Origin of the sequence: Xenorhabdus bovienii SS-2004 (genome assembly GCF_000027225.1) — a bacterium.
Lineage (GTDB): Bacteria > Pseudomonadota > Gammaproteobacteria > Enterobacterales > Enterobacteriaceae > Xenorhabdus > Xenorhabdus bovienii_C.
Window position 1 is genome coordinate 3,519,888 of sequence record NC_013892.1, and the last position, 23,268, is coordinate 3,543,155.

The 23,268-nt window shown below is 41.2% G+C and carries 20 protein-coding genes and 1 pseudogene; 10 read left to right on the top strand and 11 right to left on the bottom strand.

Annotation, left to right across the window (positions count from 1 at the left end; all coding sequences use genetic code 11):
- Window positions 1-793: 793 nt before the first annotated feature.
- Window positions 794-2,119, bottom strand: coding sequence for an amino acid permease (locus XBJ1_RS15490; RefSeq protein WP_012989956.1), 1,326 nt, complete (start codon window positions 2,117-2,119; stop codon window positions 794-796).
- Window positions 2,120-2,956: 837 nt separating this feature from the next.
- Here XBJ1_RS15490 and XBJ1_RS15495 point away from each other — a divergent pair.
- The 4 genes from XBJ1_RS15495 (at window position 2,957) to XBJ1_RS15510 (ending at window position 6,245) form a co-directional block, all read left to right on the top strand.
- Complete coding sequence (locus XBJ1_RS15495; protein ID WP_012989958.1) at window positions 2,957-4,003, top strand: 3-oxoacyl-[acyl-carrier-protein] synthase III C-terminal domain-containing protein; 1,047 nt, start codon at window positions 2,957-2,959, stop codon at window positions 4,001-4,003.
- Window positions 4,004-4,536: 533 nt separating this feature from the next.
- Entirely contained in the window at window positions 4,537-5,208 is a 672-nt protein-coding gene (locus XBJ1_RS15500; protein ID WP_012989959.1) for a CsgG/HfaB family protein, read from the top strand.
- A 21-nt stretch (window positions 5,209-5,229) separates the two neighbouring features.
- Window positions 5,230-5,586 carry a DUF4810 domain-containing protein gene (locus XBJ1_RS15505; RefSeq protein WP_012989960.1) on the top strand — a complete coding sequence of 119 codons (357 nt, stop codon included), beginning with the start codon at window positions 5,230-5,232 and terminating at the stop codon, window positions 5,584-5,586.
- Window positions 5,586-6,245 (top strand): DUF799 domain-containing protein, encoded by a 660-nt coding sequence (locus tag XBJ1_RS15510; RefSeq protein ID WP_012989961.1) that lies wholly within the window; start codon window positions 5,586-5,588, stop codon window positions 6,243-6,245. Before XBJ1_RS15505 ends, XBJ1_RS15510 begins: the two co-directional genes overlap by 1 nt.
- A gap of 77 nt (window positions 6,246-6,322) precedes the next feature.
- Here XBJ1_RS15510 and XBJ1_RS15515 read toward each other — a convergent pair whose 3' ends face one another.
- From XBJ1_RS15515 to XBJ1_RS15530, 4 genes are all read right to left on the bottom strand, one after another.
- The gene (locus tag XBJ1_RS15515; protein WP_012989962.1) at window positions 6,323-7,663 is read right to left on the bottom strand and encodes an MATE family efflux transporter; all 1,341 of its coding nucleotides are present in this window, start codon (window positions 7,661-7,663) and stop codon (window positions 6,323-6,325) included.
- Window positions 7,664-7,858: 195 nt separating this feature from the next.
- A complete protein-coding gene (gene fbpC / locus XBJ1_RS15520) occupies window positions 7,859-8,908 on the bottom strand; it encodes a ferric ABC transporter ATP-binding protein (RefSeq protein ID WP_012989963.1) in 1,050 nt (349 codons plus the stop codon).
- A gap of 15 nt (window positions 8,909-8,923) precedes the next feature.
- On the bottom strand, window positions 8,924-11,002 hold the full coding sequence (locus tag XBJ1_RS15525) for an ABC transporter permease (RefSeq protein WP_012989964.1): 2,079 nt from the start codon (window positions 11,000-11,002) through the stop codon (window positions 8,924-8,926).
- Window positions 11,003-11,099: 97 nt separating this feature from the next.
- On the bottom strand, window positions 11,100-12,131 hold the full coding sequence (locus XBJ1_RS15530; protein ID WP_012989965.1) for an ABC transporter substrate-binding protein: 1,032 nt from the start codon (window positions 12,129-12,131) through the stop codon (window positions 11,100-11,102).
- A gap of 287 nt (window positions 12,132-12,418) precedes the next feature.
- Between XBJ1_RS15530 and XBJ1_RS22780 the strand changes: the two genes are divergently transcribed.
- Window positions 12,419-12,553 (top strand): hypothetical protein, encoded by a 135-nt coding sequence (locus XBJ1_RS22780; RefSeq protein WP_269763711.1) that lies wholly within the window; start codon window positions 12,419-12,421, stop codon window positions 12,551-12,553.
- Between the two features lie 160 nt (window positions 12,554-12,713).
- On the opposite strand, the pseudogene XBJ1_RS23055 reads toward XBJ1_RS22780, so the two are convergent.
- The 3 genes and pseudogenes from XBJ1_RS23055 to XBJ1_RS21000 all read right to left on the bottom strand — a co-directional run.
- A pseudogene (locus XBJ1_RS23055) lies at window positions 12,714-12,800 on the bottom strand (IS1 family transposase); the annotation flags it as partial.
- A gap of 80 nt (window positions 12,801-12,880) precedes the next feature.
- A complete protein-coding gene (locus XBJ1_RS23060; RefSeq protein WP_080516010.1) occupies window positions 12,881-12,940 on the bottom strand; it encodes an IS1-like element transposase in 60 nt (19 codons plus the stop codon).
- An 88-nt stretch (window positions 12,941-13,028) separates the two neighbouring features.
- Window positions 13,029-13,145 (bottom strand): IS1 family transposase, encoded by a 117-nt coding sequence (locus tag XBJ1_RS21000; RefSeq protein WP_080515978.1) that lies wholly within the window; start codon window positions 13,143-13,145, stop codon window positions 13,029-13,031.
- Between the two features lie 345 nt (window positions 13,146-13,490).
- Here XBJ1_RS21000 and XBJ1_RS15540 point away from each other — a divergent pair, with 345 nt between their 5' ends.
- Complete coding sequence (locus tag XBJ1_RS15540) at window positions 13,491-14,030, top strand: cysteine hydrolase family protein (RefSeq protein ID WP_012989971.1); 540 nt, start codon at window positions 13,491-13,493, stop codon at window positions 14,028-14,030.
- Window positions 14,031-14,102: 72 nt separating this feature from the next.
- On the opposite strand, the gene XBJ1_RS15545 is transcribed toward XBJ1_RS15540, so the two are convergent.
- A complete protein-coding gene (locus XBJ1_RS15545) occupies window positions 14,103-14,450 on the bottom strand; it encodes a YacC family pilotin-like protein (protein ID WP_012989972.1) in 348 nt (115 codons plus the stop codon).
- A 328-nt stretch (window positions 14,451-14,778) separates the two neighbouring features.
- Window positions 14,779-16,683 carry a biosynthetic arginine decarboxylase gene (gene speA, locus XBJ1_RS15550; RefSeq protein ID WP_012989973.1) on the bottom strand — a complete coding sequence of 635 codons (1,905 nt, stop codon included), beginning with the start codon at window positions 16,681-16,683 and terminating at the stop codon, window positions 14,779-14,781.
- A 670-nt stretch (window positions 16,684-17,353) separates the two neighbouring features.
- Between speA and metK the strand changes: the two genes are divergently transcribed.
- Window positions 17,354-18,508, top strand: a complete 1,155-nt coding sequence (gene metK, locus XBJ1_RS15555) for a methionine adenosyltransferase (RefSeq protein WP_012989975.1) — start codon at window positions 17,354-17,356, stop codon at window positions 18,506-18,508.
- Window positions 18,509-18,609: 101 nt separating this feature from the next.
- Window positions 18,610-19,149 carry a SprT family zinc-dependent metalloprotease gene (locus XBJ1_RS15560; RefSeq protein WP_049778849.1) on the top strand — a complete coding sequence of 180 codons (540 nt, stop codon included), beginning with the start codon at window positions 18,610-18,612 and terminating at the stop codon, window positions 19,147-19,149.
- Between the two features lie 73 nt (window positions 19,150-19,222).
- Here the strand turns inward: XBJ1_RS15560 and XBJ1_RS15565 are convergent, their stop codons facing one another.
- The gene (locus tag XBJ1_RS15565) at window positions 19,223-19,570 is read right to left on the bottom strand and encodes a DUF6694 family lipoprotein (RefSeq protein ID WP_012989977.1); all 348 of its coding nucleotides are present in this window, start codon (window positions 19,568-19,570) and stop codon (window positions 19,223-19,225) included.
- Between the two features lie 962 nt (window positions 19,571-20,532).
- Here XBJ1_RS15565 and XBJ1_RS15570 point away from each other — a divergent pair.
- Window positions 20,533-21,669 carry an ABC transporter substrate-binding protein gene (locus XBJ1_RS15570; protein ID WP_012989979.1) on the top strand — a complete coding sequence of 379 codons (1,137 nt, stop codon included), beginning with the start codon at window positions 20,533-20,535 and terminating at the stop codon, window positions 21,667-21,669.
- A 207-nt stretch (window positions 21,670-21,876) separates the two neighbouring features.
- Window positions 21,877-23,217: a dicarboxylate/amino acid:cation symporter gene (locus XBJ1_RS15575; protein ID WP_012989980.1), complete on the top strand. Its 1,341-nt coding sequence runs from the start codon at window positions 21,877-21,879 to the stop codon at window positions 23,215-23,217.
- The last annotated feature ends 51 nt before the right edge of the window (window positions 23,218-23,268 follow it).

Sequence of the window (23,268 nt, forward strand, 5' to 3'; positions counted from 1 at the left end):
TTCTATTCGTCTTATCTTTAATGAAAATATTGATTGTAATTGTATAAATACGTGTTAGGTGACCCTGATGTACAGAATGGGGCAATCATAAGCATAATTCCACAATAAAAATTGTTTAATTAAAATTCGCGACTAAAAGTTTTGTCTAATTTTATTTTTAGATTTTTATTCTTGCAATGCTCCTTTTATGAGTAATGAAATCGTATTTTTACTGCATTTGACGAGAAAAGTAAATGATTTAACTAATGCGTTAAAGTATTAGGCATTGAATGATCAAAAAACACCCTAATTTCATTTTTACCAACCAGTTTTCAATACTAAATTTTGTTTTTTTATTATATTTGGTTTTTAATTCTAATCTTTATGGAGGTAATCTAAAGTCAACGTGGCACTCAGATGCTATTAATAGAGAGTGATTTAGTACTAAATAAAAAGTAAAGTCCCTAATTTAGGATAAATTAGTTATAAGTGTTATTATTTGTAATTAAAACTATTAATTTGCTAATTAAAATGGGGTGTTTTTTTATTCTATATGGCTCGTGAAATTTAATAAAATAGGTATGGATTATAATTAATTAAATATAATTTCATGATTATAATCATTTCTTGAATTATGTACTGTCGAATCTCATTTTTTGACGCTAAAGACCTTTTGAAATAAAGGTCTTTAGCGTGTTTGCTTATTCAGGCAACCCTTGCCTTATACACCATAATTTCGATGATTTATGTATCGGTTTGTTGCATCGCATGATGAGCGAGTGGACAAAACTGATCGTAATTCACCTTTCTCACGTTAAGAAAAGGCTAGAAAAGGAGAAATACATAACAAAATCCCGGTGAAGATAATCAGGATTAGCGAGGCGCTTTTATAATGGTGGAGGCTAGGTACTTTGTAGACCAGATAAGAGGGGATCAAACAACCGACGATGCCAAATATTGGGCTACAGAGGGAAGTGAAGCTTAAGACTGGTGCATTCAGGATAATGGCACCCCATGCCAATAAGATGGCAAAAATCATAATGCCTTTTTGCACCCATTTTTCATTGATCTTTTCAGTGGGCATCAGGCGCCCGAGAATATTCATAGCAATTCCCTGACTGGCTTCGCGAAACCCGAGATACACACCAAAGAAGGCAGTCATTACCGCAAAAATGTTGAGAATAACACTGACCGTAACTACCCAGCCGTCAGGGAAGAATTGTGCAGCGATAGCCAGTGCAGAAATATTCTGTTCATAGGCTTTGACGGCTTCATCGTGACCCATTGCCAAAGTAAAAGAGATGGCATAGAAAAATACCGTACAAAACAGGACGCCAAACGCCACATTCATGGCTCGGAGTGTTTTATAGCGCGCAACTTCACGATTGTGCTGGTGGTTACGGTAAGAAATCACCATTGGACTTAGCGTCTGGATAAACAGGATGGAAGTGAGTGTAAAAGGTAACGTAATAATGGCTTTTTTGATCAGTATAGCGAAAGGTGGCAGCACGCCGATATTGTACAGATGCCACATCCCAATCATTGAAAGACCCAAGGCGGCGACAACAAATAATTTTGTCAGCACCATCAGGCTGGAAATTTTGAACAGCCACTGTTCTCCACGGGAGGAAATCGCCACCAGAATACAAATCAAAATCAGCCCATAAAACGGATTTTTGGATAATAGCTCACTGGTAATACCAAATGTGTGCAGATAAGAGGCGCTATCGTTGGTAATGGCAGTCGAGTACACAAACATCCAGATCACCAGCATGATAAAGTAGAGAATACCTAACAAAATGCCCCAGTTTTTGCCGAGATAGCCACTGATCACGCTGGGATAATCTTTACATTCTGGTGATTCCGCGAGGGTATTGATGAACAATCGCTGAAAAAGATACATGGCGGGATAGCCAATGATGGAAGATAACAGGAAAACCCATAATCCCATCAAACCGACCTGAACAGGCAGGAAAACAATTCCGGCACCGATTGCCATACCAATACTCATGATGATCCAACCGGTGTCGGTACTGTCGAATTTTATGGCTTTTTTCCATTCAACTTCAGTCATGTTGGCGCGCTTGGCTGCCGGAGAGGTATGGGTCGTAACCTCATTGTTTTTTGTTGCTGTTTTCATAATAGCTCTCGCTTACATCTTTGGTGTTGTAATAGGTATTGAACAGGTACAGAAAGAAACGCATCACATAAACACAAAATAACCGTTCATTAAGTAAGTGAACTATCGTGTGTGGATATTAGAGGATTTTTTTTCAATGGGAGATAGCAAAGGGAAACCATACAGAAAAAAAATGCGGGTTTATTTGTATCATCATGATAAATAACGTCATTGCATCTTCGCTCTAAGGTATTGTGATTATTGGTGATATTAACAATTCAAACAATTAGAGAGAAAAGTTGTGCGCTGTATCACGTCTGCTCCTGCTCAAAACACCCTGTCAGTATTAAATCCTTTTTATTGTTAATATTATGGGGTAGTTCAGCATGTTAATCTAGATTTTTTTCCGGCTATCCCGTGAGACACTAGGGATGAAAAACAAGAGAATAAAATGCCTATCGTTTGGGCTATTCTTCTGTTCGTGCTCAAATAACCTGTAATTTTGCGTTCTAAATGGAATATGAATCTTCAGTATAATTATTCATTTTATTAATTGCCGATGTTATTATTTTAGATAATATAATGATATTGATTTTAATGGTTTCATTAAATTGAAAATTGGAAATATGTTAAATTTTGTAAGTCAGTGAACATATAAAAGTTATAGATTACGTTCCACTGTAAATAAAATTTTGTTAGAACTGTCACATTTTAAAATTAACTTCATAAGGTATGATTGCATTGTATTATAAATAAATTTATTTTTTTATTTATAGATTTTTAATTCAATGTAATTTCACCGATGAAATTTGTATCATCGTGAAATAATTTTTGTAACATTAAATATAGAGAGTTTTAATGAAAATTATCGGAATTTCAGGTTTATTACCGTCAAGATGCGTAACTAATGGTGATGTACTTAATTTAATAGAGCAGCATTCAAAAAAAACTTTCCAGGGTGATTTTCCCAAAACACTAAGAACAATTCAACGGTTACTGGAAAAAACAGGACTTGAAAGCAGATATTGGCTGGGTGAAGGTGAAAAACCGATGCGTCTGATGGAAGAAGCTTTTGAACAGGCTTTGAGACAGGCGAATATCAAAAAATCTGAAATTGATCTATTGATTTACCCTAACGTAACTCGTGGTTTCACTGAGCCTGCAAACAGTACTTTTATTGCAAAAGCTTTAGGATTGAATTGCCGGAATTATGATGTTCTTGATGCTTGTAATGGTTGGGTAACGGCAATGGATATTATTAATGGTAAAATGAAAGCGGGTGAAATACGTTATGCGGCTATTATTAATATGGAATTTGGCATGTCTGAAGGCGGTCCATTCAGAAAGAATTTTTCTTTGAATTCTGCTTCTGAATTGGCCTATAAATATCCTAGTTTTACAATAGGTGAAGCGGCTTCTGTAACCATATTGAGTAATGAAGATACAGATAATTTTAAATTTGATTATATCAGCAGACCCGATTTATGTGACATATGTAATATCTCTTTACCTAATTGGGAATTGTTTTGCAATGATAGTGATATTGAGCTTATTTCCCCTCTGGGAGGTAAATATCAGTTCAATTCATATGCCGCAGCACTCCATGAATATGCAGGAGAAGAAGTGCCCAAGGTATTCAAACAGCATAATATTGCCAGTAGTGATATCCATAAGATTTTCATTCATACAGGTGCACCAAATATGTGGGATGGCTTTGGTAAAGCCGTCGATGCCGCCGATAAAATGCACAATATCGGCCAGAAAACCGGTAACATTATTACTGCTTCTATTCCTTTTGGCATCGCTGATGCTCTTGGGAAAGATCAGGTCGAAAGAGATAAACTTTGCATGGGATGGGCAGGCAGTGGTGGAATGGTATTTTCCGCGATGTCGTTTAAATTATAATTAATCTTTCTTCTGCTTTATTTAACTGCTGACTGAATATATAAACTTAAAATTTATGATAATGATTCTGCTTGTTTAATATAATGATTTCTATATAGAAAAATAATACGATGGATAGATTTAGTTAGCAAATATTAAGAATGATTTCAGTTGGTCTGGTGAATAAAAATAGAGTCTTTTTGATTGTGTTAGCAGGGGAATATTTCTCCTTAAATGACATAGACAGTCAATGACAAAGTGGAAAAATCACACGATTTTTCCACTATTTGAATTCAGGTAATGGCCATGATTAAAATTAACTTGTTCAATAATCCTTCTATAAATAGCTTAACGTGATGCTAATTATCGGTAAATCAGCCTTATCAATGTCGTGAATTTATTCGGCTAATAGGCATTATGCTCATTTTCTATTTAAATAGACTTTTCCTATAACAATATCTATTATTTTACCGTTTTATGTTAGCGGTATCCGCCTGTATAAGTAATCTGACAGGCTCAATTGAAAATTTATTCAGATTCAGGAAGACATTATAATGAAAAGTAAATTCACTCTGGCTTCACTTTGTTTGGCTTCTCTTATGCTGGCAGGATGTGCGACAGAATCATCTTCAACTCTTCAGGTTCAAAAAGTCTCTTCGTATAACACTATTTATCAAGGTATCCGCAGTCCTATCGCTGTGGGTAAATTTGAAAATCGCTCAAGCTATCAGAATGGCATTTTCTCTGACGGTATTGATCGTTTAGGCAATCAATCAAAAACAACGCTGGTGACACATTTACAGCAGACCGGCCGCTTCAATGTGTTGGAGCGTACCAACATGGCAGAATTGCAAACGGAAGCCGGTTTGCAGGGTAAAGCCCAGAAGCTGAAAGGGGCTAACTATGTCATTACGGGTGCTGTGACTGAATTTGGCCGTAAGGAAGTGGGTGACCATCAATTATGGGGCATTTTGGGACGTGGTAAATCACAGGTTGCCTATGCAAAAGTGATGCTTAATGTTGTTAATGTTGAAACTTCTGAAGTTATCTTCTCCTCAGCAGGGGCAGGAGAATATAAATTATCCAGCCGTGAAATTATTGGATTTGGCGGCGCATCCGGTTACGACTCAACTCTGAATGGCAAGGTGTTGGATTTGGCGATTCGTGAAGCAGTCAACGACCTTGTGGCAGGTATTGAAAGTGGCGCATGGAAGCCAGTTAACTAATTATATCGGGAAGATAGTTTAATGTTTTTGATGAAAAAGACGGGGATATTGTTAGGGATATTACTGTTGGCGGGCTGTGTCAACGCGCCGAAGACCATTTACGAATGGGGTGATTACCAGCCAACAGTTTATCAATACTATCAACAGGACAAAATGGGGCTACAGGAGCAGATTCAAGCGTTGCAGAAGGTGATTGAATTAGCCAAAGCAAAAGATAAGTCAGTTCCTCCTGGCCTGCATGCTCAAATGGGGTTGCTTTACAGTCAAACAGGCAAAATTGATGAGGCCTTTCAGCAGTTTGTCATAGAGAAAAGCTTATTTCCTGAAGCGGCAGCTTATATGGATTTCCTGTTGAGCAAAAGTAAGGGAGTGAAATAATGAACCGTTTTTGGGGCGCGATTGGTGCTTTATTATTGCTGACACTGACCGGATGTGTTCAACAAAAACCTTATGATTATACGGCTCTACGGGAAAGTAAGCCTAAATCCATTCTGGTACTGCCCGCAGTGAACAAATCCGTGGAAATACAAGCTGGAGGCAGCCTGATTTCTCAGGTGACTTACCCACTGGCTGAATCTGGCTATTACGTTTTTCCGGTTGCGGTGGTTGAAGAAACATTCCGACAGAATGGTGTGACAGAAGCGCAGGATGTCCAAAATATCAGCTATAAGAAGCTGCATGATATTTTTGGTGCAGATGCTGCGCTTTATCTGGATATCACGCAATACGGTACACAATATCTAGTCATTAGCAGCGATACTCGTGTCAGCGCAGCAGCCCGTTTAGTTGATCTACGCAGTGGCAAGCAACTGTGGCGTGGTACGGCGACAGCCTCTTCAACAGAAAATGATAATTACTCCAGTGGTGGGCTGGTAGGAATGTTAGTCTCTGCGGCTATTTCTCAAATCGCGAATACGATCACTGACAGAGGCCATGATATTGCAGGCATTGCCAGTCATCGTCTGTTAAGCGCGGGTCAATATGGCCGATTGCTGTATGGGCCGCGTTCAGAACACTACGGTAAAGAGAAATTATAATTTTTTGTGTTATCAGCGTGAAAAATGCCGCAAATATTCTTTGCGGCATTGTTTATTTTTTACATCTATTCCAGATATCAAATATCCAATCGCTTGGATTGCCATCTTTTGGACTTCCAGCGCCAAGCGTTCACAAGCCCTCGCACCCATTCATCGCAGAAGAAGCCAATCCAGATCCCCAGAATGCCCATATTCATCACGATCCCCAGAAAATAGCCGACAGGAATGGAAATACACCACATGAAAATCAGTGCAGTGTAGAGCGGGAAGCGGGCGTCACCGGAAGCGCGCAGGGCATTGACCATCACAATATTGAAGGTGCGCCCTGGCTCCAGAAATACCGATAGTAGGAACAGAGGCAGCAGAAGTTCAATAATCTTTTTATCTTCCGTCATCATGTTGAGGAGTGGCTCCCGCAGTATCCAGAAAACCAGTACGACACCAGACGTAACGATAACCCCGATTTTCAGGCTATTTAATCCGCGGATATAGGCATCTTCGAAGCGTTTTGCGCCCACAAGGTGCCCAACCATAATTTCATTGCCAATACTGATGGAAATGCCGAACAACATAATGAACAGCGATAACTGGAAATACATGGTTTGTGCGGCCAGAGAAGTTTCCCCCATCAGACCGATAAATGCCTGCGCGGCCATATATTGCAGTATCCACACCAGATTTTCACCGGCAGCAGGCAAGCCGATATGCAGGATTTTGCCCAGCATATTTTTCGACCAGTGTATGAGCAATCTGGGGTTGAACTTAATCTTCAAGCCATAAAACAGCAGCCCACTGAGTAAAATAATCGCGACAGTACGGCCAAACACGGTAGACCACGCCACGCCTTCCAGCCCATATTTAGGTAATCCAAAGAACCCATACAGAACAACCATATTGCCGACAATGGTGAGCAGATTGGCAATCAGGGTGACATACATGGCAGTTTTCGACTTACCATAAACCCGCAGACAGGCGGCGAGAATGATAGAAATAGCTTCTGGAATCAGACAGATACCCAGAACCCGCAGATAAGCGCTCCCATCTTCCATCAGGTTTTCGGGCAAATTCATGATGTGCAGGATTTTATAACCGAAGAAAACCGTGACCAGCGCACAACCAAGACCCAGTACGAAATTGAAAGCAATGGAGATATGAATAGCTTGGCTGGCTTTATCCCGCTTTCCTGAACCAAGATACTGCGCGATTACAACACTGCAACCTACACTGATGAAATTGAAAATCGTAATGCAGAGATCGAAAACAAGATTGCCTCCCCCCATGGCAGCCAGATAAGCCGAAGAAATATGGCTGACCATATAGGTATTAATTAATAACGTCGCCATGTGAAGAAAAATATCAATGAAGATCGGCCAGCTCAGTGAGAAAAGCGAGCGATCAACAACATCAGATTGATGCATTGTAAAACCTATCTATTGAAGTGAAATGAATGGTCTTTTTACGGTGTGACATACCTAGAAAGTGTAGGTGATTCTACAAGGTTTATTGGTCAGTTGGTAGGCGGATTACGTTATTTGCACCGATGGCACAGGGAAGGACTGGGGATAAAAAATCTCCTGCGGTAGAAACCGCAGGAGTCTGACGCCAGACTAACTCTAAATTTCCTCTTCCAGAACAAACATGCCAACCAGATGAATTTCCAGATAGTACTCTTCACCGACACGCGGTTGCAGTTGTGTGGCATTGATCTGTAACAACAGGGTTTGCCCATGCCAATCAACCGTCACCTCATATTGCGCTCCCATATAGGCCACATAACTGACTTTGCAACGTTGGCTTTCACTTCCCTGTTGGTTCAGAGTCATGGCTTCAGGGCGAATGCCTACCGTAATGGAAGAGCGGGTTGTCGTAAAATGCGCAGGTCGGGGCAACCGATATCGGAAGATTTCCACATAATCCAACCCTAATGTGGCCGGAAAAATATTGGCGTCCCCCATAAAACTTGCCATAAATCGTGAGGCTGGATGGCGATAGAGTGTTTGTGGCGAGCCAATCTGCATAATTTTGCCTTTATTCATCACCAGCACGGTATCAGAAACGGCAAAGGCTTCACTTTGGTCGTGAGTCACGTAGAGGGAAGTGATATTAAAGCGTTGCTGTAATTCGCGGATTTTCTCTCGCATATTGCGGCGCAGGTTGGCATCAAGGTTGCTCAATGGCTCATCGAATAGCAGAACTTTAGGCTTGAGGATCAACGCACGAGCCAAGGCGACCCGCTGCTGTTGTCCACCAGAGATCTGGTCAACATAGCGATCTTCAAATCCGGCTAAATCAACCAATTCCAGCGCTTCCCTGACTTGCTCGCGAATTTCTGCTTTTGGCCGCCCCTGCATTTTCAGCCCGTAACCGATGTTTTCGCCCAAAGACAGATGAGGAAAAAGTGCATAAGACTGGAATACCATACAAATATCCCGTTGCTGGATGGAACGTTCTGTCACATCCTCACTATCAATGAAAATATTTCCTTCGCTGGGCTTTTCCAAACCAGCAACTAAACGTAGTACGGTGGTTTTACCGCATCCTGATGGCCCCAGCAGAGTTACCATATGCCCTTGAGGAATGGATAAGTTCAGGGAGTCGATCACGGCGTTGCTACCGAACCGTTTAGTCACATTTTTTAGCTCGACAAAATGTTGTTGTGTCATCTTATCACTCCGTGATTACTGGGTGTTTTTGGCTTTCGAACGGGAAATTCGCGCTTCGCCAACCAAATAGTCAAACAGGAAAATCACCGCCAGCATGACGACGATCAGAATCGAGCCATAAGCGATAGCCAGACCATATTCACCATCTTCAACGCGGTTCAGAATATAGGCCGTTGCCACGCGGGTGTCTGGTGTCACTAAAAATACGATGGCGCTGACGGTAGTAATGGCACGGACAAAACTGTAAATCAGCGCGGATAAAATGGCGGGGCGTAAGAGCGGCAGCAAAATGTGAAAGATTGTTCTCATCGAACCTGCCCGCAGACTGAGAGAGGCTTCATCCAGCGATTTATCAATTTGCCCAAGTCCGGCGATACCCGCCCGAATGCCAACGGGGACGTTCCGCATTGTCATGGAAACGATAATAATCACCGCTGTGCCAGTGAGGTAAAATGGAGCATCATTGAAGGCCAGTATATAGGACACGCCAGCTACCGTACCGGGAACGGCAAAACAGAGCATGGTTGTAAATTCAATGGCTTTTTTGCCTCGGAATTCTTGTCGTACTACGACATAGGCAATTAACAGACCCAAAATAGCCGTAATGGGAGCGGCAATACCCGCATAAAGCAGCGTATCCAGCAGTGAAGGCCATGCACCGTCACTCATTCCCTGACCAAATAGATTGATGAAATTATCCAGTGTTAGTGTGTAATCTACGCCCCAGTTCACCGTGAAACTGCCGTAGAAAATACTGCCATACAACAGAATATTGAAAGTCACCCAGATAAACAGAGTAGTACAAACGCCCCATACCAGAGAAACAGGTAATGGCTGCACATCACCACGGTATGATTTACCGGAAACCGTGACGTAAGAACGTTTGCCGATCCACATATACTGGATACAGAAAACCAATAGCGAGAAGACTAATAATGATGCACCAAGCGTACTGGCAGACTGATAATCAAGTTGTGAACCCGTAATATAAAAATAAATCTGGGTTGCCAGTACATCGAAGTTACCGCCCAATACCAGTGGATTACTGAAATCTGCCAGTGATTGAACAACTACAATCAGGAAAGCATTGGCCAGAGCGGGTTTCAGCAGAGGAAGAAAGACATGGAAAAACGTTTGATAGCGATTGGCTCGCAGGGTATAGGAGGCTTCTTCCAGTGATGGGTGGATCGTCTTGATGGCACCATCCAGAATCATGAAGGCCATCGGGGTAAATGCCAGCACTTGGGCGATCCAAATCCCTGTAAAACCGTATAACCAGTTGGTATTCGTCAGACCAAACCACGTTGCCATAAACTCGGTGATATAACCTGAGCGTCCCATCATCAGTGTTACACCTAAACCAACGACAAAAGGTGGTGTGACAATCGGTAAAATAGAAAAAATACGACCGATGATGGCGGAACGTTTGGCGATTCTGGCGGTATAAATGGCCAGAATCAGCCCAAAAACAGTACATCCCACACCCACAGCAACGGAAAGCAGAATTGAGTTGGCCATAACTTTAATGATGTGGGGCTGCCCCAATATAGAAATAAAGGCAAATGGCGCGAATTGATCAGCTTCATCCTTAAACATAGGGATAAAGATAGCGATACTGGGGAACAGAATAAATACGCCAACCAGCGCGGTGATCGCTACCAGTGAACCAATCACAAAACTATCACCGCCGAGCCATTCCAGACGGGTCAGGGCTAGAGTGATGATGGCTCCCAATGCAATAAACAGCACGATAGTAGCGTAACCTAGCCCACGTCCGGCCAATGTAGCACTAGTGATGATGAACAGCGTACATAACAGGGCATACCCGGCATCAAAATAGTGACGCTGACGTTGGTTGCGACTGGCGGGAGTCAGTGGACGTAATAACAATAGGGATGGCAGCAGGAACCACAATATGCTGCTATTGACACTATGCCAACTATAAGCTGCCAGTATTTCTTCTTGTGTCGACTCGAGAAGGCCGTAATCCAGACTCCATGATGGCAGCAGAGCAAATGATAGCCATGCCAGCATAATCCACCAGAAAACGGCATCCCGACCCTGCTTCTTGGGCAAGGTAAGGGTATGAGACATAATTTCCCCGATAATATTTAAATCACGTTATTGGGCAGCGAGGCATATTCAGGCTCGCTGCTTGAGCGGGTGTCACCGATGATGTGACAAAAAGGGATTATTTACTCATTTTCACTTCAATCACCCATTTGTTGATCAATTCTTTGCGTACTTGGCTGGAGCCGTATTTATCCATATCATAATTGATGAGGTTTAATTCAGCAGGGTTCAGTGTTGTAGGTGAAGACTCTGCGGTGGTATTGGTCAGGATCTGATAGGATTTTCCCTTCTTCCAGCTCAACTCTTGAGCTTCTTTGGACAGCACCCAATCGACAAATAATTTGGCGTTATCCAGATTGCGCGCATTCTTGATAATACTGACGCCGCCGATTTCATAGCCTGTTCCTTCACAGGGAGCAATGAGTTTCATTGGCGCGCCATTTTCAACTTCCAGTGAATAATCATGCAGGAAGCCAATGCCAATGGCGGTTTCACCACGGGCGGTGTTACGTGCTGGTGCAATGCCGGATTTGGTATATTGTGAAATATTACCATTGAGTTTTTTCAGATAATCGAACGCATTGTCTTCACCCCACAATTGGGCGAAGGTGGCTAATGCGGTGTAAGCTGTGCCTGAGCTTTGCGGATCAGCTATCTGGATTTCGCCTTTATATTCCGGTTTGATCAGATCTTTCCAGCAGGTTGGCACGGGCAGATTTTTCTCTTTCAGGCGTTCGGTATTTACACCAACGCCGAGAATGCCCATATAGACCGCAGAGGTATAGTTGCCTTTGCGTTTCGCCGGATCACGGAATTGAGGCATGATTTGCGCCAAATTCGGGGATTGATAAGGTTGTAAGAGATCTATTTCACCCGCCTGGGAATGGGGATCGAGAGTACCGCCGTACCATACATCTGCCTGTGGATTGCGTTTTTCTGCCTCGATTTTTGCCAATGTGCTACCGGAGCCATTGCGAACGAAGGTAGTTTTTACATTATATTTTTCACCGAAAGCTCGGGTTTCCGCTTCGCACATGGCGTTGGTAGCATTGCAATAGACATTCAAACGGCCAGCCGCCTGTGCGTTATTGGTGATCACCGTCGCAGTTAATCCCATAGTGATGAGAGTAAAGAGAGATGTCAATTTCATTAGGATGATGTCCTTATATTCGGAATTTTTTGTTTTGAATTTTTTTAATGCGGGTACTAATAAGCCTAATTATTTCTTGTTAAATAAGATTGAATTGTTAATTCAGGTGAAAGACATCATGAATAGTAAAATCTCTTTGTGCAAATTTATAGACAAAATTTGTAATCGTGATAACAAATTAAAAATAGTTTTGCATGATATAATCACGTAATTTATTTATATTCATACTTAAATAAATGATATAAATACCTATAATGATTCAGAGGTAATTAATCGATATATGCAATATGGCTGCAAAAAAAATATATGATATGGCAGAGAATAGAGAATCACTTGATCCTGATGGTTGGTTTAGTCCTTATCTGAAAAACAGAGGAAATTACGTTTTTTCTCTGTTTTTCAGATATCAATTATATGATTAATTTTATTTATTCTAATATCATCATTAATCCAAGAATAATAAGAATAATACCGGGAATACATCCGAGAATGAATATTCAGATAATATTCTATAATTCTGTCACGCATTCTATGGATTTTGAAAAAGATATTGAAAGGGGTCAGTAAAGCCAGCAGGCGCATTCATGTCTTTTTTATTCTGGGACCAAAAACATGGGCGACCATTTTTCGTTTTATCCTGTCGTCAGCATAAAAGAACCAACGGGGCGGCTTCTTTGACTTTACCTACGACCATTGCTCATCCCTTTCACAGCAGACAATTACTTCGGTGCCAGATTTAATGGCTTCTGTTACCGATTTGGGTTTGAGTTTTTTAAATGACGAAGCACGGTATTCAGGCCAATCCCCATCACTCGTGCTGTCCATCCTATTCATAGCCATATCGACGATGTACTTATAGGTGTCGGGACGACAAGCGGCATCAGTGAATTCAAGTTGTCAGGAATGACGGCAGTATTGGCAGAAATAACGTTGATGACCAGAACGTGAACACCCGTTGCGATAGATCTCTTTAACTGCACAACAAGAGGGGCAAGTCACATCAATCTTTGCCATTTGAATGTTCTCCAAATAGGCAGGCTATACATAATTCAATAAATTGATGTCACGACCCAAAACTAAGTTAAGAATATATTCTCCTTTTGAAATGGGAATGCTGGATATTGCCGTAGCTGAAAATATCTATTCTGATTTGAAGGATATATCTGGCGTTACAATCTCAGATTTTCACCCTTTACCCGTAATGAGATGAATATATTTTAAATAGATTGATTAACATCCTAAATCAAGAGGATTATTTTTTTTAATATAAAATATACGATATATCGCATATGATGGAGGCTCGGTAGTATTTTTCCAATTGCCCTTTAAGCATACAAGAGTCAAAAGAAGGTCATACAGATGAAAGCACTTATCGTAATCGACATGTTGAATGATTTTGTAACAGGTGTCCTCGCCAATGAAGAAGATGCGATGAAAATGATTCCGTCTATTCAGCGCATGATCAAACATGCCAGAAACAATCCTGATTGGTTGGTGGTCTATGCCAATGATGCCCATCGTGCGGATGATCGGGAAATGGAAATCTGGGGAAAACATGCCATGGCTGGTACGTGGGGGGCGGATGTGATTGATGAGTTGGCTCCAATCGGCATGGAGCGTGAAATTGTTTCTCCCAAGCGATTTTATAATGCGTTCGACGGAACGGGGCTGGAAGATGTTCTCGCACAATATGGCGTGACTGAAGTGGTGCTGACAGGTCAGCATATCCATTGCTGTGTCCACCATACGGCTTACGGTGCATTTATTCGTGGTTATGGCATTACGGTATTATCCGATGCTGTTTGTGCTTTTCCCGGTATCGATCAACAAGCTGCCCTTGATTATCTGAAAACCATCTATGGGGCTGAAATTACGACAAGCAAAGCATTCGGAGTATGACCTGAGTGAATATGAATAGTTTGTCGGGAAAATGGAATATATAACTGGCAGATTAATTATCTGCCAGTGAAATTATTTTACATAAGCGAGCAAGCTGAGAGAGGGGCGGGCAAGCGCCTGACATTTTGTCTTTTGGGGCAGATTGATTCCCTTCAGATCGTTGTAACCGGACTGATTCAGTTCTTCCATTAACTGACTGTTGTAGTTATTGAGATCCCACTTATTACGTTGAGCAAAATAAATAACTGCACGCCTGATCTCACGATCTGGGATCTGGCTATAGCCACAATCATATTTCAAATAAATGTAGACGGCTGTCATATCAGCAAGACTTTCAGCCTCTTCCTCAGACAGAGCTTTTGCGGGTTGAGCGAAACTGAACAGAACCAGAATGTAAGTGAGTAAAGCAATTTTTTGCATAATGTCTATTATACTGATTTTCTACTGTTTTGCCTAAAATAACATATTAATATCTTTGTTAGCCAAACTTTATTTTCTTAACTTTAATTGGTAGAGCGGAGCCATGAATCAGCGATAGCCATATTAATTTCCTCAAAAACCAACATGACCACTCACTGTAGTTTATGTACATCAATATGTACATTTTTCTTATGACACAAGATGAATGCGTATGACTACCTCTGATGAAATAAGGTATGAAAATAAAAATATAGTCATTTAAAATCAGTTTCTTATATAAAAACATGACTAAAAATGACTATTGAAGAATATTAATGATTAATCAAATCTATTCATCTTCCAAATAGGTGTAGCCATACAGTCCACTTTCGAATTCTTGCAGGAACTGCTCCTGCAAATTTTCATCCAGATCAGCCGCTTTCACCTGATCACAGAAGCGGCTCATCAGTACCTGCGGCTCCAGTTTTACATATTGGAGCATATTGGCTACAGAATCACCCTCTTCGCTCTGCAAGTAGGTCACTTCGCCGTGTTCTGAAACGTAAACATCAACGGCAGCCGTATCACCAAACAGGTTATGCATATTACCCAAAATTTCCTGATACGCCCCGACCATAAAGAAACCGATCAAGGGAGGATTCTCTGGATCATAAGCCGGCATTGGCATCGTTGCTGCTATACCATCACCATCGACATAGTGGTCAATAATGCCATCAGAATCACAAGTGATATCCAACAGAACTGCACGGCGATCCAGTGGCTTATCCAGCCCTTCAATCGGCAGAACAGGGAACACCTGATCAATCCCCCACGCATCCGGCATCGACTGGAACAGCGAAAAATTCACATAGAATTTATCCGCCATACGTTCCTGCAATTCATCAATGAACGGACGATGCGCACGGTTACTTGGGTCAAGATCCCGCTGAATATGGCGACAAATATTTAAATAGAGTTCTTCTGCCCAAGCCCGCTCAGACAGGTTCAACATCCCGTGTGCATATTGGGTATGGACATCCTGAAGATCAAACTGGCTATCATGCAGCCACTCACGCAGGGAACGAGAATAGCCGCCATCCTGCATTTCCTGCCACGTATCCCACAAACTTGCCAGAGGACGTGAAGCATCTTCTGCTGGCGGTGTTGTTTCAGTAAATTCGTTATGCTCTACTCCAATGACATTAGAGATCAAGACCGTATGATGAGCAGTCAACGCCCGGCCAGATTCAGTAATCACGGTTGGGTGCGGCAGACCATGCTCTTCACACGCATCACCGATTCCCCAAATGACGTTATTCGCGTATTCATTCAGGCCGTAGTTAACTGAACATTCTGACTGAGAGCGGGTGCCTTCATAATCGACACCTAATCCACCACCAACATCAAAGCATTGGATGTTGACACCCAATTTATGCAGTTCGACATAAAAACGGGCAGATTCACGTACGCCGGTTGCCACATCACGGATATTGGCAAGTTGAGAACCCAGATGGAAATGCAGCAGCTGCAAACTATTCAGCTTTCCTGCTGAGCGCAGAGTTTCAACCAATTGCAGTACTTGTGCTGCCGCAAGACCAAACTTGGATTTTTCACCACCACTGGACTGCCATTTGCCCGCTCCTTGCGACGCCAAACGCGCCCGCACACCAAGACGAGGGATCACACTGAGGCGTTCAGCTTCTTCCAGCACCATTGCAATTTCAGACATTTTTTCGATAACCAGATACACTTTGTGCCCCAGTTTTTCACCGATCAGTGCCAGACGAATGTATTCGCGATCTTTATAGCCATTACAGACAATGACCGTACGTGTCATGCCAGCATGAGCCAGAACAGCCATCAATTCAGCCTTGGAGCCCGCTTCCAGCCCGATGGGCTCACCCGCATTTGCCAACGATTCAATCACACGGCGCTGTTGATTAACCTTGATGGGATAAACCAGGAAATAATCGCCCTTATAACCATAAGATTCACGTGCACGTTTAAACGCGGCATTAATAGAACGTAGACGATGTTGCAGAATCTGAGGGAAACAAAATAATGAGGGCAAGCGCAGCTGTTTTTTTTCTTCCTGAACTTTCTTCACCAGCTCAGTAAGTTCAACTTGAGCTTCCGGTAAATCAGGGTTTGGACAAACACTGACATTACCCAGATCGTTGACATAGTAATAGCCGCCACCCCAGTATGCGATATTGTAGGTCTGTCGCATTTTACGAGCGATATTATCATTCATGGCAGTCTCCTTCATGGAGTAGAGGTTTGCCTTCACCTGTAAAGTCAATAACCCAAGACACTATTAACAGCGCTAATAGTACGTATCTTGCGCATTAAAAAATGCCAGGGAACAGCATGCTCTTAAATTATAGAAACGTTTAGAGAGAACTAAACAATTATTTACGGTGTGACAATATGGTGCCGACTCGATATTACCAGTCTGTTTGAATGCTTTCGGTAACATCGGAATGAGTTCATATTGAAAAGAAAGGAACTAGATGTGAATACATCAATAGCATAGTGTGGCTGTTGGCCGTTAACAATCAGCAGATAATGGTGCATAACCCCATTCACCCCCACATGGCTTATCAGAACGCAAGCCGTTTCTCAATTGAGAAGCAGAACACGCAGTGAACGTACCCCGCAAACGCCCATAACCTGAAGTGCAAAAAATCCATCAGTTACGCGCGCAGTTTATACCTGCAATCAGGCAAAATTGCAAAATGAAATTTATCAAAATACATTCACTCTGACTGATCTTTTTTTAAAAACGCCGAAAAATGTCACACGGCAAAAGATTTTTAAAACTAAAAAAACTGGTATCCTTGACAAGAGTGCCTTAAAATGGCCGTCTAGATGGTAAAACATCTACCCTTAAACCAAGATTCTATTTAAGGTAACCAAATATAATGACTACACACCTTTTTACTTCTGAGTCCGTTTCAGAAGGACATCCAGACAAAATTGCCGATCAAATTTCCGATGCTGTTCTTGATGCAATCTTAGAACAAGATCCTAAGGCTCGTGTTGCCTGCGAAACTTATGTTAAAACTGGCATGGTCATGGTTGGTGGTGAAATCACTACCAGCGCTTGGGTTGATATTGAAGAAATTACCCGCCGTACTGTCCGTGAAATCGGCTATACCAGCTCAGACATGGGTTTTGATGCCAATTCATGTGCAGTGATTAGTGCAATTGGTAAACAGTCTCCTGATATCAATCAGGGTGTTGACCGTGCAGATCCTCTGGAGCAAGGTGCGGGTGATCAGGGGCTGATGTTTGGTTATGCGACCAACGAAACCAATGTGTTGATGCCAGCACCTATCACGTATGCGCATCTCCTGGTTGAGCGTCAAGCTCAAGTCCGCAAAAACGGTATCCTGCCGTGGCTGCGTCCGGACGCAAAAAGTCAGGTTACCTTTCAGTATGACAACGGCAAAATTGTCGGCATTGATGCCGTAGTGCTTTCTACTCAACACTCTGAAGATATCCAGCAGAAAGAACTGCAAGAAGCCGTGATGGATGAGATCATCAAGCCTGTACTGCCGGCTGAGTGGCTTACTCCAATGACCAAATATTTCATCAACCCAACGGGGCGCTTTGTAATAGGTGGTCCAATGGGTGACTGTGGTCTGACTGGCCGTAAAATCATCGTGGATACTTACGGTGGTATGGCGCGTCACGGGGGCGGAGCATTCTCCGGTAAAGATCCCTCCAAGGTTGACCGTTCCGCAGCTTATGCGGCACGCTACGTCGCCAAAAACATCGTTGCGGCGGGTCTGGCTGATCGCTGTGAAATTCAGGTGTCTTACGCTATCGGTGTTGCTGAACCCACTTCTATCATGGTAGAAACGTTCGGTACTGAAAAAGTGCCAACTTCCACCCTGATCCAATTAGTCCGTGAATTCTTTGATCTGCGTCCATATGGTCTGATCAAAATGTTGGATCTTCTGCACCCAATCTATCGCGATACTGCGGCATACGGTCATTTTGGTCGTGAACATTTCCCGTGGGAAGCAACAGACAAGGCAGAAATTCTGCGTTCTGCGGCAGGATTGAAATAATACCCTGTTAGCATAAGAAGCCCGCTAATATCCGGCGGGCTTTTTCATAACTCACCATTCATTGAGCGATGAGTGAAATTACCATACCGTATACTGCCGTTATGAAATTCGTTAGAGTCCCCCTCGCACTACAGCAAACCGTCATGCGCACTCTACGGCAAAAATTAGCACAGGCGAGTGATTACCTTGAAACAACATTTCCTGAACCCTGCGTGACCTATCGACAGAGAGGAACAATTGCCGGCAGCGCCTGCCTGCAAGGTTGGGAAATTCGCCTGAATCCCGTTCTACTTATCGAAAACCAGCAATCATTCATTGATGAAGTGATCCCCCATGAACTGGCACATTTATTGACTTACCATCAATTTGGCAAGGTAGCCCCTCATGGAAAAGAGTGGCGCTTTGTCATGGAAACGGTGCTTAAAGTGCCTGCCAACCGGACACATCAGTTCTCAGTGGATTCTGTCCGCAGCAAAATATTTATTTATTATTGCCGCTGCCAGCAACATGAGTTGACCATACGGCAGCACAATAAAGTCCTTAAAGGAAAAAGTTGCTATCTTTGCCAGCAATGCAAAGAAAGATTAAAACTATTAGAGCAAAATAAATCCAATACCCCACAGTCAGAGAGTTCGACCTAAGAAATCCGGTTCAATGCTGGCAAATATGGCTAACATAGTATGCGCTACAACTTAAAATCTATTGGACGTAAGTTCATTGGCTGGTAAAGTTCGCTGCTTTAATTTTTTCTGCTTCTGCAATAAGTTGATCTGCCGTTTTTCCATGCAGTGATCGAAAAAATTTCTGTTCCAATCTTTCTATATCCCCAGATTTAATATTTCCATTCGCACTCTCTTTAAACAAATCATCAAAATCAATGCTATTGGTCATGGCAATATTCAATGAATCATCAAATTTTAATTTTTTATCTTCCGGTAACGTATCTCTGATTTTTTCGATGGATGTTTTTACCGCTATTTCATTTGTACCATCAATACTCAAGTGATTATCACATCCTGTTAATACAAAGCTCAATAAACATACTGCCAACAAATTTTTCATGATCCCCCCTATTACTGATGAAATAATAATAGCAGAAGGAAAATAAATAAGCCGTTTTTAGTTATAGCTCTATTTAAATTTAATATTGTTTACTTTTCATCGACGCTAACTTCAATTAACTCTGTTCATTCTATTTGTAAGTATAAATGTAGCATCAAGAAAAGAGAAAAATAACTGTATTAGCTATTTTTCAATAGAAAATATCCTGCATTTATGCCAGCCATACTCCTAATAATTTTCTCATTACCGCAAAAAACGAAATGTATTTGTGTACCATGATTATTAATTTTAAAATCTGTTCAAACCCGACAAAATTCCTGAGTACAATGCGAAATGAGATAAATACCATACCTGAAAAATATCAATTTATTTTTTATAATATTCACCTGTTTTTATTTACCATAGCGAAATATTCAAAATAACATATTGCAAATAATAATCAATAACACTCTCCTGAAAACCTAACCAGTTAATCACTGACGGATACCATTCATCATAAAACTATTCCACATCAAAATTAACTCACTGTTATTAAATACAAAAAAATAATTCAATGATATTTATATTGTATAGAAATGTAAAAAGTTGATTAATTAAAATAATTTCCATATAAAATCATTCCCTATAAATTATTTCAGCTCTATCTTTGTCAAACAACATTACTTAGGCTTATTGATCTATTAACATTGGGGGATGAAGGAAGATGAATTATGGAAAAACATGGTTTGTGAAACAAAAAATATTTTTGATAATCATAAAACATTATTTTCAAAAGAACACTTAAAAACTGAATTCAGTGTATTACTACAAGTAACAGTTAATCATAAAGTCTTTTTGAAAATGCAATTAACCAATAATCCGAAAATATAGTAACCCCCATAAACAATCCATTATTTACCTATATAAATTATTCATGGACTTACCGATAACTTTCATATTACGTCTGATACTAAGGAAAAAAGATGTCTGTCATTCATTACTCCATAAAATATTTTATATTGGTATTATTTGTGTTATTACCAATATGTTCACAAGCAGAAAATATTACTGTTACGGATATTGCCGGACGAGAAGTCACAGTGAATGCTCCGGCTCAACGGGTCATACTGATAGATAGCCGGAGCATTATTGCGTTGAATATCCTGCACCCCAACGATCCATTGAAAGGTATTGTGGCATGGGATAATGCACTGGAGAAAACAGCACCTGACCTTGCCGCAGCCTATGAGGAAAAATTTCCTCAATTAAGGAAAATTCCTATTTTCCCGACTCCTTATACCCGTGATTTTAGTGTCGAAAAAGCTTTAACCTATAAACCTGATCTGGTTATTTTCAATATGGGCCTGAAGCCTAAACTGGATAACAGCAATGCGGTTAAGCTACTGGAAAAATCGGGAATTCCTGTCATTTTCATCGATTTTTGCCAATATCCGCTGTCTAATACCGTATCCAGTATGGAACTTCTGGGTAAGGTGTTTAAAAAAGAAGAAAATGCCGGTAAATTCATTGCGTTTTATGAAAGCCGTCTGTCTTTGATCAATAAGCGTATCGCCACACTGTACCAAGAGCAGATCCCCAGTGTTTTCATCGAGCATCATGCCGGTATGCTGGGAGCAAAAGATTGCTGCGATACCATTGGTGCCAATAGCTTCGGCGAGTTTGTCACAACCGCAGGAGGAGATAACATCGGCAGTAAATGGTTCTCAGACATGGGAGGCAGAATTAACGAGGAGCAATTGCTGGTCAGCAATCCCGATACTTACCTGATGACAGTAGCAGATTGGGATCAGGTTCACGCAGGGAGCCAATCTGTTCCTTTGGGTTATACCGGCAATTTAGAAAAATCCGAAAAGCGTTTGCAAAACTTGCTCTCCCGCCCAAACCTGAAAGTACTCAGCTCGTACCGTGAAAAACGCGTGATGGCGATTTACCACCAATATTACGATTCACCATTCAATATTATTGCTGTAGAAGCCATTGCTAAATGGCTGCATCCTGAGTTGTTCAAAGATATTGATCCCCATGCAGATAGTATCTATGTTCATAAAACATTTACGGCATTGGACGGTAGCGGTGTATTCTGGGTAACGACCAAATAGTACCTTCTTAATCTAAACCTACAGGTTTTTCCTGTGGGTTTTTCTATAGATCCGGGGGATTTTTTCTGACAGGCGTTAGGAGTAATTTTTATATTAGCCAACATGATTCTTTATGCGGCAAAAATCAAACATTTTTGCTATGAAACAATAAAGCGATAAAAAAATAACAAATAAAAACAATTAATTATATTAACAACAGGATACTTTATGGACAACACTTCCAAGAAAAAACCTTTATACCAGATCCTTTATATTCAAGTCATATTTGCCATCTTACTGGGTATAGCGCTGGGTCATTTTTATCCAGATATTGGTGAATCACTCAAACCCTTAGGTGATGCTTTCATCAAAATTGTAAAAATGATTATTGCTCCTGTTATCTTTTTGACGGTCGTCACAGGGATAGCAGGTATGAATAATATGAAAGCCGTTGGAAGTGTCGTAGGAAAATCGATGTTGTATTTCTTGACGTTTTCAACTCTTGCTTTAATTATTGGTTTGATTGCTGCCAATATCATTCGCCCCGGAGATGGCTTAAATATCTCACCTGAATCGTTAGATAGTAGCAAAGTCATCGGTTATGTGGAGAAGGCACATGAATCATCCATCGTCGGCTTTCTCATGAATATTATACCGGAAACGGTTGTTAGCCCACTTGTAAATGGGAATATTCTGCAAGTACTCTTTATTGCTGTTATTTTCGGTATCGCTTTAGCGTCGACAGGAAAAAAGGGCGAACCTATATTGGTGTTTTTGCAAAACTTCTCAGAGCCTGTTTTCAAGATGGTAGGCATATTGATGAAGCTGGCACCGATTGGCGCATTTGGGGCAATGGCATTTACCATCGGTAAATATGGCATTTCATCCATTGGAAATTTAATGATGTTAATTGTCACTTTTTACATGACATCATTACTCTTTATTTTTGTTGTATTGGGGGCTGTTGCTAAATATAACGGTTTCTCCATCATTAAATTAATTAAATACATTAAAGATGAACTGTGGTTGGTTTTGGGAACATCATCCTCTGAAGCGGCTTTACCCAGCCTGATGAGAAAAATGGAAAATGCGGGCTGTGAGAAATCGGTTGTCGGATTAGTTATTCCAACAGGTTATTCATTTAATCTTGATGGTACTAATATTTATATGACGATGGCGGCATTATTTATCGCTCAAGCAACAGGCATTGAGTTGAGTTTCACGGAGCAAATATCTTTATTATTAGTCGCAATGATCAGCTCAAAAGGTGCCGCTGGAGTAACGGGTGCAGGCTTTATTACGCTAGCCGCTACTTTATCAGTTGTTCCCAGTTTACCCGTAGCCGGTATGGCTCTCATTTTGGGCATTGATAGATTTATGTCTGAATGCCGCGCATTGACCAATTTAGTTGGAAATGCTTGTGCCAGCATTGTTGTCGCTCGTTGGGAAAATGCTTTAGATAAGGATAAAATGCATCAAGCTTTAAATGGTAATAGACAAAATTCAGTAGAAGATATATCATTTTCCCTATCAAGTAAAAAAAACATTTCTCCTCCAGAGAATAAATAAAACTCATTTAAAATGATGTTAAAAGCCACCGATATATATCGGTGGCTTTTA